At 42.1% G+C, this 16,683-nt stretch carries 14 protein-coding genes, 1 riboswitch and 1 other annotated feature (1 of these 16 running past the window's edge); of the genes, 11 read left to right on the top strand and 3 right to left on the bottom strand.

The annotated features are described in order from the left end of the window. Nucleotides 1-115: 115 nt before the first annotated feature. From AB685_RS04240 to AB685_RS04230, 3 genes are all read left to right on the top strand, one after another. Entirely contained in the window at nt 116-2,686 is a 2,571-nt protein-coding gene (locus AB685_RS04240; protein WP_047969259.1) for a vitamin B12-dependent ribonucleotide reductase, read from the top strand. A 256-nt stretch (nt 2,687-2,942) separates the two neighbouring features. Then, nucleotides 2,943-3,368, top strand: a complete 426-nt coding sequence (gene mntR / locus AB685_RS04235; protein ID WP_047969258.1) for a transcriptional regulator MntR — start codon at nt 2,943-2,945, stop codon at nt 3,366-3,368. A gap of 178 nt (nt 3,369-3,546) precedes the next feature. Next, nucleotides 3,547-4,431 carry a patatin-like phospholipase family protein gene (locus tag AB685_RS04230; RefSeq protein ID WP_047969257.1) on the top strand — a complete coding sequence of 295 codons (885 nt, stop codon included), beginning with the start codon at nt 3,547-3,549 and terminating at the stop codon, nt 4,429-4,431. 320 nt (nt 4,432-4,751) lie between these two features. On the opposite strand, the gene AB685_RS04225 is transcribed toward AB685_RS04230, so the two are convergent. Both AB685_RS04225 and AB685_RS04220 read right to left on the bottom strand, forming a co-directional pair. Next, entirely contained in the window at nt 4,752-5,135 is a 384-nt protein-coding gene (locus AB685_RS04225; protein ID WP_047969256.1) for an SA1362 family protein, read from the bottom strand. Between the two features lie 99 nt (nt 5,136-5,234). Then, on the bottom strand, nt 5,235-6,182 hold the full coding sequence (locus AB685_RS04220; protein WP_047969255.1) for a DUF1385 domain-containing protein: 948 nt from the start codon (nt 6,180-6,182) through the stop codon (nt 5,235-5,237). 180 nt (nt 6,183-6,362) lie between these two features. Between AB685_RS04220 and AB685_RS04215 the strand changes: the two genes are divergently transcribed. The 4 genes from AB685_RS04215 (at nt 6,363) to efp (ending at nt 9,153) form a co-directional block, all read left to right on the top strand. Next, nucleotides 6,363-6,890, top strand: coding sequence for a YqhR family membrane protein (locus tag AB685_RS04215; protein ID WP_047969254.1), 528 nt, complete (start codon nt 6,363-6,365; stop codon nt 6,888-6,890). Nucleotides 6,891-6,995: 105 nt separating this feature from the next. After that, nucleotides 6,996-7,460, top strand: a complete 465-nt coding sequence (aroQ, locus tag AB685_RS04210) for a type II 3-dehydroquinate dehydratase (protein ID WP_047969253.1) — start codon at nt 6,996-6,998, stop codon at nt 7,458-7,460. Continuing rightward, on the top strand, nt 7,438-8,499 hold the full coding sequence (locus tag AB685_RS04205; RefSeq protein WP_047969252.1) for a Xaa-Pro peptidase family protein: 1,062 nt from the start codon (nt 7,438-7,440) through the stop codon (nt 8,497-8,499). Before aroQ ends, AB685_RS04205 begins: the two co-directional genes overlap by 23 nt. 96 nt (nt 8,500-8,595) lie before the next feature. Next, on the top strand, nt 8,596-9,153 hold the full coding sequence (efp, locus tag AB685_RS04200) for an elongation factor P (RefSeq protein ID WP_047969251.1): 558 nt from the start codon (nt 8,596-8,598) through the stop codon (nt 9,151-9,153). Nucleotides 9,154-9,310: 157 nt separating this feature from the next. Here efp and AB685_RS04195 read toward each other — a convergent pair whose 3' ends face one another. Next, entirely contained in the window at nt 9,311-10,549 is a 1,239-nt protein-coding gene (locus AB685_RS04195; RefSeq protein ID WP_047969250.1) for a hypothetical protein, read from the bottom strand. A gap of 221 nt (nt 10,550-10,770) precedes the next feature. Between AB685_RS04195 and AB685_RS04190 the strand changes: the two genes are divergently transcribed. The 4 genes from AB685_RS04190 (at nt 10,771) to AB685_RS04175 (ending at nt 16,471) form a co-directional block, all read left to right on the top strand. Then, nucleotides 10,771-12,441, top strand: coding sequence for an alpha-glucosidase (locus AB685_RS04190; RefSeq protein ID WP_047969249.1), 1,671 nt, complete (start codon nt 10,771-10,773; stop codon nt 12,439-12,441). Nucleotides 12,442-12,574: 133 nt separating this feature from the next. Further along, nucleotides 12,575-12,681, top strand: a riboswitch (SAM riboswitch). Between the two features lie 108 nt (nt 12,682-12,789). Next, nucleotides 12,790-13,902 (top strand): sugar ABC transporter substrate-binding protein, encoded by a 1,113-nt coding sequence (locus AB685_RS04185; RefSeq protein WP_047969248.1) that lies wholly within the window; start codon nt 12,790-12,792, stop codon nt 13,900-13,902. A 60-nt stretch (nt 13,903-13,962) separates the two neighbouring features. Next, the gene (locus AB685_RS04180; protein WP_047969247.1) at nt 13,963-15,480 is read left to right on the top strand and encodes a sugar ABC transporter ATP-binding protein; all 1,518 of its coding nucleotides are present in this window, start codon (nt 13,963-13,965) and stop codon (nt 15,478-15,480) included. Then, nucleotides 15,470-16,471 carry an ABC transporter permease gene (locus AB685_RS04175; RefSeq protein WP_047969246.1) on the top strand — a complete coding sequence of 334 codons (1,002 nt, stop codon included), beginning with the start codon at nt 15,470-15,472 and terminating at the stop codon, nt 16,469-16,471. Before AB685_RS04180 ends, AB685_RS04175 begins: the two co-directional genes overlap by 11 nt. Nucleotides 16,472-16,559: 88 nt before the next feature. Further along, nucleotides 16,560-16,683, top strand: a binding site (T-box leader) (it continues 130 nt past the right edge of the window).

Raw genomic sequence — 16,683 nt, 5'->3', positions numbered from 1 at the left:
TATTTTAAATACTATATATTGATAATATGTGGGGAGATATGATACCTTATGTGTACAAACAAATTTTACAGAAGTAATTTTTGGTAGAACTACTAGTTTTAGAGGAGTTGTAATAATGACGATAGCGATAAATGAAACCAAACTAAAAATTAATGTAGAACGCTTGAACAAGGACATCGGCTTGTTTCCTCAAGTACACCCCATTACAGAGGACATGACCACTACACACAAAGGTGTTTCCCGCCTGGTCATGCTCGATCGTTATGCATTCAAAGATACTGAGAAAGTAACGCTTACAGCTGGAGACTTCGTAGTGTTAACGATAAAGGAAGATCCCAAATTCCCTGCAAGAGGTCTTGGTTACATACAAGACATAGACTGGTCTACCAAAAAAGCTTCCGTATTAATTGAAGAAGAATACCGTGGAGTTTTGACTAAGCAAGGGGAAGTAGAAACGGGCGTAGTCGTTCGTTCCCTGGATGTCATTGAAAAGCCGCTTGAAGTTTTCTACGAGCAGATTGCCAAACGTAACGCTAAAGGCTTGGCAGCAGTAGAGACGACAGAAGAGAAGCGCCAAGAATGGTTTGAGAAGTTCTATCATGAACTGGTCAACATGAACTTTGTACCTGCAGGACGCGTGTTGTACGGTGCGGGGGCAGACACAGATGTAACTTACTTCAACTGTTACGTGATGCCATTCGTACAGGATTCCCGTGAAGGAATTTCGGAACACCGTAAACAAGTGATGGAAATCATGAGCCGCGGTGGCGGGGTTGGTACAAACGGATCAACGCTTCGTCCACGAAACGCGCTTGCAAGAGGGGTGAACGGAAAATCCTCTGGTAGTGTATCCTGGTTGGATGACATTGCAAAGTTGACACATCTTGTGGAACAGGGTGGTTCAAGACGTGGAGCTCAAATGATTATGTTAGCAGACTGGCATCCAGATATCGTAGAATTTATCATCTCCAAAATGCAAAACCCTAGAATTCTACGCTACCTTATTGAAAATACAAATGATGAAAGTATCAAAAAAGCGGCAGAGGACAAGTTGAAGTTCACTCCGTTGACAGACCAGGAAATCACGATGTACCAATCTGTTACGAACTTCAAGCACATCCCTGGCTACGGTGGATTTACAGACGCCATCATCAAAGATGCAGAGCAGAAGCTGAAAGTAGGCGGTACTTACACCGTTCATAACTCTGAATTTTTGACAGGTGCTAACATTTCCATCACTCTAACGAAAGAGTTCATGGATGCTGTTGAGAACGATGCAGACTTCGATCTTCGTTTTCCTGATGTCGAAGCATACGATAAAGAAGAAATGGCCATCTATAATGAACAATGGTCAGAGGTTGGAGACGTTCGAGAGTGGGAAAAACTTGGCCATAAGGTACGAGTGTACAGAAAGATCAAAGCAAAAGAGCTTTGGAACCTAGTCAATATCTGTGCAACTTACTCTGCAGAGCCAGGAATCTTCTTTATCGACAATGCCAATGATATGACAAATGCAAAAGCATACGGACAAAAGGTTGTAGCAACCAACCCATGTGGGGAACAACCCTTAGCACCATTTTCCGTCTGTAATTTAGCAGCCGTCAACTTGGCTCAATTTGCGGACAAGGAAACAAAAACAGTAAACTTTGAAAAGCTTAAGCAAACAGTAGAAGTCGGCGTAAGAATGCAGGATAACGTAATTGATGCGACACCATACTTCCTCGAAGAAAATAAAAAGCAGGCATTGGGAGAGCGACGTGTTGGCCTTGGTGTAATGGGGATGCATGACCTTCTGATCTATTGTGAAACGGAATACGGCTCCGAAAAAGGAAACGAGCTGGTAGACAAAGTGTTCGAAACGATAGCTGTTACAGCTTATCGTGCATCTGTTGACCTTGGAAAAGAAAAGGGAAGCTTCCCATTCCTGACAGGTGCAACTGAGGAAGAGACAAATCGTCTTCGTCAAGCATTCACTAAAACAGGCTTCATGAGCAAAATGCCTGAAGATATCAAAGAGGGTATCCTGACATCAGGTATCCGTAACTCTCACTTGTTAACGGTGGCACCGACTGGTTCAACTGGAACGATGGTAGGGGTTTCCACGGGTCTTGAGCCGTACTTCTCCTTCTCTTACTTCCGCAGTGGAAGACTAGGTAAGTTCATTGAAGTAAAAGCGGACATCGTTCAAGAATACCTGGATGCTAACCCTGAAGCGGATGCAGAAAATCTGCCGAACTGGTTCATTTCTGCAATGGAATTGGCACCGTCAGCCCATGCCGATGTACAATGCATTATCCAGAATTGGATTGACAGCTCCATTTCCAAAACGGTGAACGCACCAAAAGGATATACGGTTGATCAAGTAAAAAAAGTGTACGAACGCCTATACAAAGGTGGGGCTAAGGGTGGTACCGTATATGTGGATGGTAGCCGTGACTCCCAAGTGCTGACGCTGAAAGCAGAAGAGAACACAATGGATGAAGCAAGCGAACAGATCCAGATGGAAGACGTAGTAAAAAAGCCGGTTGTGCTTGTAGAAACAATCAACGATCTGCGTTCCACCAATGTCCAATACGGATCGGAAGTCGGAAATACTTGTCCGGTTTGCCGTGTTGGAACTGTTAAGGAAATTGGCGGATGCAATTCATGTACGGATTGCGGCGCTCAGCTGAAGTGTGGATTATAATAACTAAGCGTTTAAGCTGGAAAGAGTACATCCCTATGGGTGTGCTCTTTTTTACAAAAATTAATGTTAACGTGCAGATTCTGATTTTTAACGCTTATGAATATGAAAAGCACGGGGAAGGTTTGATTGTTCTATACGTTTATAAAGTAGTTGGTAAAGGCCATCCTGTAACAATACCCTAACTTGTCAACCCAGGGAAGTTAGGGTATCATTTAAAATGACGGCTTAGTACGTGGATTGGAAATGGAGGGATATTATGCCTACCCCAAGTATGGAAGACTACATAGAACAGATTTACATGTTGATTGAAGATAAAGGATATGCCCGAGTATCAGACATTGCCGAGGCATTGGCGGTACATCCCTCTTCTGTAACAAAAATGGTCCAGAAGCTCGATAAGGATCAATACTTAATCTATGAAAAATATCGTGGACTTGTTCTGACCTCCAAGGGGAAGAAAATCGGTAAGCGATTAGTATATCGTCACGAACTGCTGGAGCAGTTCTTACGTGTTATAGGTGTGGACGAAGAAAATATCTACGAAGATGTAGAAGGAATTGAACATCACTTAAGCTGGAATGCGATTGACCGGATCGGTGACTTGGTTCAATACTTCGAAGAAGAAAAAGAGCGTGTGGAAGCACTTCAGACGATTCAAAAACAGAATGAAGAAAATCAATAGGTATTTTCCCGTTGTTTCATTAAGAAAAGCGGAGAATAATCAGGGAGATGGACCGGCCTTCGGGCAATAAGGTCTGTCTCTTTTTTGTATTAATAAGGTTATTCGGTATATTTCCCTCTCTTACTTATTAAAGATGTAAAAGGAAGAAATCCGGTTCAGTGTGATGGAGGGGGTTCCATTGAAGATAGATGGTGTTTTTTCTGGTGGCGGGATTAAAGGTTTTGCGCTTATCGGAGCCTTACAGGCTGTGGAGGAAAGGGGCTTGCAGTTCCAGCGATTAGCGGGGACTAGCGCGGGCTCCATAGTTGCTGCTTTTACAGCGGCAGGCTATTCCTCAAATGAAATCTATAACATGCTAGATGAAACCGACATTATGAATTTCCTGGATCAAAGAAGGACTTTTTTGCCTTCACCGATTACCAAGTGGCTCCTTTTATATTGGAGGCTTGGATTGTATAAAGGGGATGTGTTAGAGAGATGGCTAGAACAGAAGCTTGCTGACAAAGGTATAAGGACGTTTGGAGACCTTCCAAAGGACCAGCTCAGAATTATTGCTTCCGATCTGACCAGTGGTACCATCGCTGTCCTCCCGGATGATTTGCCGAAATATAATATTGATCCTAAGAAATTCTCTGTTGCAAAAGCTGTAAGGCTGAGCTGCAGCATTCCTTACTTTTTTGAACCGGTTAAAATTAAGGGAAAAGGGGTCACACATCTATTTGTTGATGGAGGAGTGTTAAGTAATTTCCCGATTTGGCTTTTTGATAATGATCGCATACCGAAAGTGCGACCTGTACTCGGCATCCAGCTCAGCGCGAAACAAGAGGATCGTCCAGTCAATCAGATTAACAATGCCATCACGATGTTTGGCGCATTGTTTGAAACGATGAAGGATGCGCATGATGCGAAGCATATATCAAGTCGTCACGAGAAGGATGTTATCTTTATTCCAATGGACCATATCGCGATTACGGAATTTGCGTTGACTGAGGAGCGAAAAAGAGGGCTTGTGGAGATTGGGAAGAAGAGAGCAGAGGCTTTTTTAATGAAGTGGTGTTACTAAATGTGCTTTTTATTAGGATGGTTCTGTTAAACACCGCTGTTGCTTTCCCCGGACCTCAAGATTGTCGCTACCCTCCAATCAACAGCTAGAAACCAGCTCATTATAAAATAAAGCTCTTTTCTAAAAGATTGTTGCTATTTACTAGTAAAAAGTCGGCATTTGGACTTTTTACCGTTTATCTACTTTCAAAATATCATTCAGTTTTTCCGAATAACCAAGAAAAGAGCACGACAGTAACAATTATTACGGTTGTTATAAAAATACGAAATAGCAACAAAGTTTACGAAAACAGCCTAAAATAAAAAACCGAGCTTCTCTATTTAAAAGAAAGCTCGGTTTTTCTTTTTGCCCTTTTTCCCTTCAATGACGGTCAGATGGGAAGGGGATTTACGTTTTGGAACGGACGGTTTGGAGCTTGCGCGGTCCCTGCTTGTAATAGGACTTACATTCGGCTTTGCACTTGCTGTGGAGGCATATCTTTTTTTCGATTGCTTGACAGCCTTACTATACCTGGAATCCGTTTTCCCTCCAATTTTTCCTTGGATGAAATAGCGAAAAATCAAGTAAAAAACGGTTGCCCCTCCTACAATTAGAAGAAGATTTGTAAATAACCCTCCTGGATTGCTGAATAACTGAATGATTAAATAAAAAGCTGCTAAGGAAACGAGGGTATAGAATATCGGTTTTCGATAGCTTCTTTTCATTTTCGCCACCTCCCAGGTAACCAGTATGCTTGTTTCAACGGTTACCACAACTGATTGTTTTAATAGTATATTTTCTAGGATAAGGCTTGTTGCGGATTTTTATACTATTTCTTCGGTAATCTTTTTCTCTGAATCTTGCTCCAACTCCAGAAGTCTGTTGAAGGAAAGGATGGCCACTTCCACTTGGTCGTCAGCTGGTTCCTTAGTTGTTAATAGTTGCAACCAAAGTCCAGGATAACCTAAAACTTTTAAAACAGGAATATCACGGACTTTGTTAGTAAGCTGTAACACTTCAAATGAAATTCCCAGAACGACAGGTATAAGAGCTAGACGGTTGACTACTCGCAACCACAGAGGATCCAGCGGTACAGTTAAATACACGAAGAATCCGACAATAACTGTGAACAGGATAAAACTGCTACCGCATCTGTAATGCAATCTTGATTGAGCCTGGATATTGCTTACAGTTAATTCTTTCCCGTTTTCGTAAGCATTAATCACTTTATGCTCGGCACCATGATATTGAAATACCCTTTTTATGATTGGGGTGAAGGATATGAAGTATATGTATGCCAATAAAAGCATCAGTTTAAAAACTGTTTCTACTAAAACCTGAGCAAAATCGCCGGGGAATATCGGTTTTGTCAATTCAGCCAAAAAAACAGGCACAAGGGTGAAAATGAATTTTCCAAAAATAAAGGATAAAATTCCGACTGCTGCTACACTTAAAATCATTTCCAGCTTGGAAGGTTCTTTTTTGTTATAAATCTCTTCCTCATCTTGACTTGGATCCACATCATACCGTTCCGTGGAGAAATTCAGATGCTTGGATCCGTTACCGGCCGCTTCCACTATGGCAACAATCCCGCGTATAAAAGGAATCTTTTTTAGAGACTGTAATGTAGGATTTGATTTTCTTGGTACATGAAGGTATTCAATGGAATCATCTTTTCTGCGAATTGCTGTCACGTAATGGCGTTTACCACCGAACATTACACCTTCCACCACAGCCTGTCCTCCATAAACAGGTTTTGAGTCTTTTGACATATTAGCACCAACCTAACTTTTCTAAGAAGAAAAAATTTCTATTACTTAATATTCTACCCGAATCTTCAAAAAACCTCTACTCCTTGAGATTGTTTGTTTTAAAAACTCATTTGTTTTTGTATGGTTCTGCTTTTCTTATGGAAAGATATGTTTATAAATGTGGAAGAGAGGAAGCATATCATGAGTGAAAACAAGCAATTGGAACAGAACAAAAGAGAAGAGCCAATGAGTTTTATGACAAAAGTCATCATTACTGGATTTATTGGTGGCGTGTTATGGAGTATGATCGGTTATTTTGCCTATATGTTCAGCTTCACCGAAATCAGTCCGAATGTCGTACTTCAGCCTTGGGCGTTGGGGGATTGGAAAAAAGGTTGGCTCGGCCATATTATCAGCGTAATCCTCCTGGGGTTATTTGGCATCGGGGCAGCCCTCATTTATGCAGCCATACTAAAAAAATTCCAGCAGTTCTGGATCGGTATCGTATATGGGATTGCACTATGGGGACTTGTTTTCTTTCTCCTTAATCCCATGTTTCCATCTATTAAGACGGTAATGGAACTTACACTTGATACGAACGTCACAAATGTATGCTTATACATTCTGTTCGGGGTTTTTGTTGGATACTCCATCTCTTTTGAGTACAATGAAATGCAGAACCAAGATCAGCGCTCGAAACAACAGGCACAATCCTCGTCGAATGAGTAGTAGGGAATAGCGTAATGTGATAGAATGTTCAGTAATTGGACATTCTTTTCTTTTTGGATTCGGGTGTCGTTTTTAGTTAATTTCATAGGAAAAGGAGACTCAAGAATGCGCTTACTTGTTCTTAACGGGCCTAACCTAAACCGATTAGGACTAAGGGAACCCGCAGTTTACGGTAGTCAGACATTGCAGGATCTGGAAGCGCAACTTCAGACATTCGCAAAAAATCATTCGTGTGAACTGGATTCTTTTCAAAGTAATCACGAAGGAGAGCTTATAGATAAGCTCCATGATGCGGAAGGTCGCTATGATGGGATTGTGATGAACCCTGGCGCCTTTACCCATTACAGCTATGCCATCCGCGATGCCATTGCTAGCATCACCATACCGGTAATGGAAGTACATATCTCCAACATACATAAGCGGGAAGAATTCAGACATACATCCGTCACCGCACCTGTAACCACTGGCCAAATCATTGGCCTTGGCTTTTACGGTTACGAACTGGCTTTAATGGCATTATTGAATCAGAATAAGGGGGAAAAGCAAGATGACAAAATTAACAAAACTTAGAGAGAGCTTTCAAGGTTCCGGAATTGATGCATTACTTGTAACCAGCGGGAAAAACCGTCAATACATCACAGGTTTCACAGGTTCAGCAGGTGTGGCTATCGTAACAGAAGATAAAGCCGTATTCATTACAGATTTCAGATATACAGAGCAGGCTGCCAAACAATGCGAAGGCTTTGAAATAGTCCAACATAAAGGCGGACTTGTAGACGAAATCGCAACTGTAGTAAAAGATCTTGGTGTTGCCAAGCTTGGCTTCGAGCAGGACCATGTCACTTTTTCCACATATCTTAACTATAAAACAACCATTAAAGCGGATCTTGTCCCTGTTTCAGGTGGGATTGAAAAGTTACGCTTGATTAAGAGTGAACAAGAGATTAAGATATTAAAGGAAGCTACACAAATTGCTGACGCAGCTTTTGAGCACATACTTACATACATCAAGCCTGGTCTGACGGAATTGGATGTTTCCAACGAGTTAGAATTTTTCATGAGAAAGCAAGGCGCTGTTTCTTCATCCTTTGATATTATCGTGGCTTCCGGCTACCGTTCTGCCCTGCCACATGGTGTCGCTTCAGATAAAGTGATTGAAAAGGGTGAGTTTGTAACTCTTGATTTTGGTGCCTACTATAAAGGCTTCAACTCTGATATTACAAGAACACTTGCTGTGGGTGAGCCGAGCGATGAGCTGAGAACCATCTATGATATCGTATTGGAAGCACAATTAAGAGGCATGAGAGGCATCAAGGCGGGGATCACCGGCCGTGAAGCGGATGCACTTACGCGTGATTATATTACGGAAAAAGGCTACGGAGAGTATTTCGGACATTCTACAGGTCACGGACTTGGAATGGAAGTACATGAAGGACCTTCTTTATCCATGAAATCGGATACTGTCTTAGAGCCTGGAATGGTTGTAACAGTAGAACCGGGTATTTATGTTGCTGGATTGGGCGGAGTGCGTATCGAGGACGATACGATTGTTACAGAAACAGGTAACGAAACACTTTCCTTCTCTACAAAAGAACTTATTATTTTGTAAAAATGTATCTAGCGTGGTGTAGACTAGAGTGAGGCACTCAAGGATACAATACGATTAGTGCATTATTTTACATAAGCTTTAGGAGGAACTATAAAAATGATTTCAGTAAACGATTTTCGTACAGGTTTAACAATTGAAGTGGATAACGGCATTTGGCGTGTTATGGATTTCCAACATGTAAAGCCAGGAAAAGGAGCAGCATTCGTACGTTCCAAATTACGTAACCTACGTAACGGTGCCATCCAGGAAAAAACTTTCCGTGCTGGTGAAAAAGTGGCAAAAGCACAAATAGACAACCGTAAAATGCAATACCTTTATGCAAATGGCGATATGCACGTATTCATGGATAATGAATCCTACGACCAGTTGGAACTTCCAGCAGCTCAAATCGAGTACGAATTGAAGTTCTTGAAAGAAAACATGGAAGTTGCAATTATGATGTACCACAGCGAGACTCTTGGTGTGGAGCTTCCCAATACAGTAGAACTGAAAGTGGCTGAAACAGAACCAGGTATCAAAGGCGACACAGCTTCCGGCGGTTCCAAGCCTGCTATTATGGAGACTGGTGTTACAGTTAACGTACCGTTCTTTGTGAATGAAGGAGACGTATTGATCATCAATACAACTGATTCTTCTTACGTTTCAAGAGCGTAATTTTAGAGAATGTGAAAATCCCGCTTTGGTGGCGGGATTTTTCCTTGGTTATGTTTTGGTGTGACGGGATTGATTTAGCAGTTTCGGTAGTTAAGATCAGGTTGATATTAAGGAAATGTCCGAAGATTTGCAGAACTTGTCCGATGTACCAACCACTCTACTTCCCAAACCAAACCACATCAAACACATTCTCCACAAGCATCCGACCCTCAGACCCATCTGCCTTACTCATCCAAATGTGCCTTCTTCCATCTGCATCTTCCCGAACCCAAGCCATCGAAGAACCCTTCTTCAATACCACAGGCTCACCGTCAGAAGAGCCCTCTGGGGGTTCAGAGATCTTTACAGATTCTTTTTCCTTCAAACCTATCAAATATAAAGAGGACTTAAATTCTTTCGGACTGTCACTTGTTTCATTGCCACGTGCCACCACAATCTTTTCATCATCCACCCAGTCAAAATCCACATCTGCAAACCCTTTTGGTGTATGTGTCTTTTTATAATTTGGGATTATGGTGCTTGTCGTCAGCACTTTGTTTTTAACGCCGCCACTAGTCATGCGGCCACCACCCTGAATGGAGGCAAGAAGAGGCTTAGTCGGAGCCCACTTTATCCAATTGGAATCAAGCAAGATTTCCCCAAGTGGAATGAAAAGCTTGTTTTCTTTCACATACACACTGAGCATATTGCTGTCTGCAGACCAGGAAGCAGTCGGCGCCACCACCATTGCTAAGCTTTTCCCGTCATGTGACCAGGAGAAGTTCTCCACATCCACCGCAAGTATAGAAATGTCTTCATACTTCAGTGGAGATCCAACGGTGTGAAGAGGGGTTACTTTTATATCCATCTCATGCGCTTCCTTTTCGATTCCCCAATGGACTTCGTAAAGCCTTGGATGGCTCCATCCATCCGGAAACAAGGCGGCGCTGGCTGAAGCTATTAGATTGACACCTTTACCATCCCAGGTAAAATTAGATACGCCACCAGTTAGCTGATGAATCACTGGTGTACCGGAAGATAGCTCCACTACACAAAGAATGGAGCCCGTCAAGAAAGCAAGCGTATGGTCAACAGGATTCCATATTGGATCATGACCAACGATTTTCAACTTGGAAGAAGACTTAGTTTCGGCGTTATACAGCCAGATTTCTGATTCGGGGGATTCGGAATCTAGCTGTTTTGCCTCATACACAAGCCATTTTCCATCAAAAGACCAGCTAAACTTACCAACAGTAATGTTCTCATGAATCGGAGCCTCTTTAATGCCGTCAAAAAGCCATAAGGAATTGTACCTGGTGAAAGCGGCTTTAGTTAGTTCGTCCGGTGCTGCGTAAGTGGGAAGCGGGGCCAATATAAGGGATACGGCCAATAGGCAAATCCATATATACTTCATCATTGGTTTCCTCCTAATATATTCCTACCAGTTAGTGTTACCATCTACTAGCATTTCATGAATAAACTAAATCAGAAATTAAGTTGAAATTAGTGAAAAAGATGGTATAGTAAAGTAGTGGAATTAATCCAAGTGATATTTTTTTTATAGATTTGTGCAAACGGTTACGCAAACATGCAACCGTTATCATAGTTCAGTGTAGTTAATAAGGGAGTGTATCAAGATTGAAAAAGATTTGGTGGAAAGAAGCTGTTGCCTATCAGGTATATCCTAGAAGTTTCATGGATTCCAATGGGGACGGTATTGGTGATTTACGTGGAGTTATTTCTAAACTAGATTATTTAAAAGATATGGGTATAGATGTTATTTGGATCTGTCCGATGTATAAGTCTCCAAACGTAGATAATGGCTATGACATCAGTGATTATCAAGATATCATGGAAGACTTCGGGAACATGGCGGATTTCGATGAGTTGCTTGAAGAAGTGCATAACCGCGATATGAAGCTTATCATTGATTTGGTAATCAATCATACTTCTGATCAGCATAAGTGGTTCATTGAATCAGCATCATCTAAGGACAATCCAAAACGCGATTGGTACATTTGGGAAGATGGAAAAAATGGCAAAGAGCCGAACAACTGGGAAAGTATTTTTAATGGTCCCGCTTGGAAGTTGGACGAGAAAACTGGGCAGTACTACATGCACATCTTTGCAACGGAACAGCCTGATTTGAACTGGGAAAATAAAGATGTTCGATTTGCATTGTACGATATGATCAACTGGTGGTTGGATAAAGGGATTGACGGTTTCCGTGTAGATGCAATTTCGCATATCAGAAAAGAACCTGGATTCCCGGACTTGCCAAATCCAAAAGGTTTAGACTATGTTCCATCTTTTGACTACATGATGAATGTAGAAGGAATTCAAAAGCATCTAGAGGAATTGAAAGAGCAAACGTTTGCGCGCTACGATATTATGACTGTCGGAGAAGCAAACGGTGTGAAACTGAACCAAGCTGATGAGTGGGTTGGCGAAGAGAATGGTAAGTTCAACATGATCTTCCAATTTGAACACCTAGGTCTCTGGGAAAAAGGAACAGAAGGCGGCGTAGACCTTCTTCAACTGAAGAAAACATTAACGAAATGGCAAAAAGGGTTGGAAGGGAATGGCTGGAATGCATTATTCCTTGAAAACCATGACCAGGCTCGTTCTGTTTCTACATGGGGTAATGATAAAGAGTACCTAGTAGAAAGCGCGAAATCGCTTGGCGCGTTGTATTTCTTAATGCAAGGAACTCCTTTCATCTACCAAGGGCAAGAACTTGGTATGACCAACGTGAAATTTGACAGCATCAATGACTACGATGATGTCGGCATGAAAAACCTATACGATATTGAGAGTGCCAAAGGCGAAGAGCATGCTCAAAAAGTGATGGAAATCATCTGGGCTAAAGGCCGTGACAACTCCCGTACTCCAATGCAATGGAACGACGAGCCAAACGGTGGATTCACAACGGGGACTCCATGGATGGGCGTGAATGAAAACTACCAAACCATCAATGTGGAGAAACAATGGAACGACCCGAATTCTGTATTAAGCTTCTATCGCGACATGATCAATATCCGTAAAGAAGAAGAAGTATTTGTTTATGGCGAATACAATCTTATCCTAGAAGATGATACGCAAGTTTACGGTTATACAAGAACGCTTGATAATAAGGTAGCGGTTGTATTATGTAACTTGAGTGAAGAAGAAGTAACGGTAGATCTTGAAGAACTTGTAGTAGCTTCTGCAGACCTTCGTCTTCAAAACTATGAGGTTACTGCGCATAAGGGTATGTCTGAATTGACATTGAAGCCTTATGAAACTCGTGTTTATATAGTTGCGAAATAATATATGATGGGAAAGTCTTACCTTTTGGGTGGGGCTTTTCTATTATAAAATTTTTTTTGAAAAATGGATTGACACTTCTCCTTTAAGGCGGTAAAGTAATACTTAATTCTTTTAATAAACTAAATATTTCGATCTCTTATCAAGAGTGGCAGAGGGACTGGCCCTATGACGCCCAGCAACCGTTCCGTTTTGGAATTGGTGCTAAATCCTGCAAAACAGTGATGTTTTGAAAGATAAGAGAGGGACAAGTCTTTTTGTTTTCAATTAGCGCTCAAACCTCTCTATTCTTGGAGAGGTTTTTTTATTTTATTAAAGTAAAAAGAGAATTTCAAAAGGGGAGTAAAAAGAATGAACAGAAACTTTTTTAAAAAGGGAATTGTTGCACTAACTACAGCAACATTATTATTGACAGGGTGCAATGCAGGAGGCGATTCTGCCGCGAGCAGTAAGCCTACGGGGCCGATTGAGAATGTACCAGAGAAATTTGCAGATGGAGATGGTGCGAAAATTAAGGTTATCCGAAAGATTGGCGGAGATGATCATACTGCGCAATTTTTAGCTGGAGCGAAAGAGGAAGGAGAGTCACTTGGATTTACAGTGGATGTATTTACTGCAAATGGGGACAGTGCGAAATTCCATGATGCAATTAATCAGACAGTTAACCAAGATTATGACGGGGTTATCATTTCTCATGGTGATGACGCCGCAACTGTGGAAGGTGTTCAGCAACTTGTCGACAGTGGCAAGGAAGTGGTGACCTTTGATTCCAATGGAGATCTGGCAAACATTGAAGGAGTTACGTTAACTTCTCAAGATGATGAGGAGCTGGCAACGTTAGCACTTGATCAATTGGTCAACGATTTTAACGGGGAAGCGAATGTGGTGTATCTGTGGGTAGACGGTTTCCCCCCGATGGTTCGTCGCAACAATGTGTATAAGGATACATTAGAAAACAATCCTGGTCTGAATGAAGTGGAACGCTTTGGGGTAGCAGCGGCAGATACTTCCGTTCAAACACAGAACGCGGTTGCGGCAATGTTGAACAAGCACCCTAAAGGAAGTATTGATGCTATTTTTGCCACATGGGATGCTTTCGCAGTCGGAGCGGCTCGAGCGTTGAAAGAGGCAGGCAGGGAAGAAATCAAGATTTACGGAATAGATGTTTCCAATGCGGACCTTCAGGAAATCAGTACAGAAGGAAGCCCTTGGAAATACACAGCTGCTGTGGATCCGAAATTGATTGGTGCTGTAAACCTTCGCTTACTTGCGAAAAAGCTTGCAGGGGAAGAAACGCCGCAAACATATGACTTGGAAGCTTCCTTAATCTCTCAAGAAGAATTGCAACAATCAAGTGAAGTGGTAAACATGGGCAACCTTTCATCAGTCGTAGAAGGCTGGGGAGAGTCGGACGCCTTTTTAGAAGAGTGGATGAACACGTTGAAGGAGCATTACAAAAAATAATAAACGGCACTCTCTTCATCAGGAGAGAGTGTTTGTATGTTTTAAGAAAGGGGGAGCAGAATGACAAACACAACACTTGAAATGAAAGATATATCAATTGAGTTTCCTGGAGTGAAAGCTCTGGACCATGTGACTTTTACCGCGAAACCAGGTAGTGTGCATGCATTAATCGGGGCTAATGGTGCGGGGAAATCAACTTTGATGAAAGTGCTGGCGGGTGCTTACGATCATTTTACCGGGGAAATTAAACTTGGAGGTAAACAACTTTCTATTTCTAAACCAACTGACTCCCAAAAGGCAGGGGTACAAATCGTCTATCAGGAAGTGGATGCGGCGTTAATCCCGACACTAACGGTTGCGGAGAATATCATGCTGCAAGAGACGGTCCAGCACGCTGGAAACAAGCAATGGATTCATTGGAGCGAAATACATAAGAAGGCAGCTAAACAATTAGCGAAGTTGAATAGTAATATCTCAACCAAGCGTCTAGTAAACTCACTGTCATTGGCGGAAAAGCAGATGGTCCTGCTGGCGAGGGCCATTTCAACAGATTGCAAGTTTCTGATTTTGGATGAGCCAACCGCGCCTCTTGGCAATAGGGAGACAAAAAAACTCTTTTCCGTTATCAAACGGCTGAAAGAGGAAGGGGTAGGGATTATCTTCATCTCTCACCGTATTCCTGAAATTGTGGAAATCTGTGATGAAATAACGATTATGAGGAATGGACATGTAGTAAAACGGGATCTAATAGCAAATCTTAGCCCAGAAAAGATTGTCGAGTGGATGTTGGGTCAGAAACTGGAGCAAAAATTTCCTGAACACAATCCAATTCTAGGTGAGCCCCTACTAGAAGTAGAAGGACTCAGCGACCATACAATAGTGAAAGATGTAAGCCTCCACGTAAAAGGAGGGGAAGTGGTGGGAATAGCTGGACTTGTTGGAGCGGGTAAAACGGAGCTGTGCAAGGCATTGTTCGGAGACTCGTCTAAAACCACTGGAATCATTCGAATTAAAGGGAAAACGGTCAAGGTGAAAAGCCCCCATGTAGCAGTGCGGAATGGGATGGCATTTGTTCCAGAGGAGCGGAGAAAGGAAGGTCTCATCCTTTACGAATCCGTGCAAACTAATTTAATTTCGGCAAACCTCCATGCATTCACCAACGCCTTTCATTTCCTTGATAAAAAAGCACAGAAAAGCAAATCACAAGAGATCATCCAAGCATTAGGCATTAAAACACCATCATCCGAAACAAGTGTTCACACCCTTTCAGGAGGAAATCAGCAAAAAATTGCCATCGGAAAGTGGCTTGTTTCCGATGCTGATATCTATATGTTTGATGAGCCGACAAAAGGGGTCGATGTAGGCGCCAAACGGGACATTTTTGAACTGATTGCAGCACTTGCAAAACGTGGTAAAGCCATCCTTTACGCATCATCCGAGCTTTCAGAGATTGTCTGCCTGACCAATAGGGTGTATGTGCTTTACGACGGCGAGGTTACAAAAGAGCTTTCCACCGCAGAAACAGACGAACAAGAGCTTCTATATTTCTCAACAGGGGGACAAAGAAATGAAAACTGACATACCAGTGCAGGAGAACGCCAAACCGGCTTTCCGCTTTGAGTTGTTCGATTTCTTATACAAATATGGAACCATCATTACCATTTTTGTGTTAATTGCCGTGTTTGCTAGTGCGAACCCAGCATTTATCCAATCCAATAATATTATCAATATTTTAAGGTCCATTTCAATCGTTACCATTATTGCGATTGGGATCACCATCTCCCTAACAGTTAACGGCTTTGACCTATCAGTAGGGTCGGTTGCGTCTCTTTCCAATGCCATCGTTATTTCCATGTTTGTCTGGTTTTCGCAAAATACGGCAGTGGCAATCTTTTCAGCAATAGCAGCAGCGCTGTTAGTAGGGGCTTTCAATTCTTTTATGATCGTGAAGCTAAAGATTCCAGATATGTTGATGACGCTTGCCACCATGTTTATCATCCAAGGAATCGCATTGACCTATACAAAAGGCTCCACGATTTCGCAAAACATGGTCATGGCTGACGGATCCTTTGCAACGGGAACAATCAGCCCACTATTTCAGAAATTTGGACAGGTCCCATGGATTATCGTCATCATGCTAACGATTGTGGTCGTTGTCCATATTTTCCTCACCTACACCAAGCACGGAAGGTTCATGTACATCATCGGTGGAAATCCAGAAGCAGCAAAGCTTTCGGGAATAGCAGTAAACAAATACAAAGTTGCGGCCTATTTATTTTCCGCCTTATTAGCAGCAATCGGCGGAATGGTTCTTGCTTCGAGGATCATGACAGCAGAAATCAATGCCGGCACACCATACTTAATGGATTCCGTTGCGGCCGCATTTATAGGTTTTGCCGTCCTAGGAGCAGGCAAGCCAAATGCGTTCGGCACATTTATCGGTGCGGTATTAATCGGAATCTTGCAAAACGGTCTCGTCATGATGTCCGTACCTTATTATGCGATGGATATAGTGAAAGGTCTTGTGCTTGCCTTTGCGTTGGGGATTACGTATTATAAGCAAAAATAAAAACTATTGACATTTGAAAATAAACAGATAAAATAACTACTAATATCTGCATAACGAAGATTTGTTTTAAACATTTCGGAGTATAAGAACAAAGGCTATGATAAGAAAGAGTAGCAATCATGTAAACAGACAGAAAGTTACCGGCTGATGAGAGGTGCATGTTGAACGATTGTGAATACGTCTTGGAGCTGTGTACCGAAAAGTGAAGACTT

Source organism: Bacillus sp. LL01 (assembly GCF_001037965.1).
The sequence above is the reverse complement of the archived record's forward strand: the minus strand, read 5'-3'. Positions and strand labels throughout refer to the sequence as shown.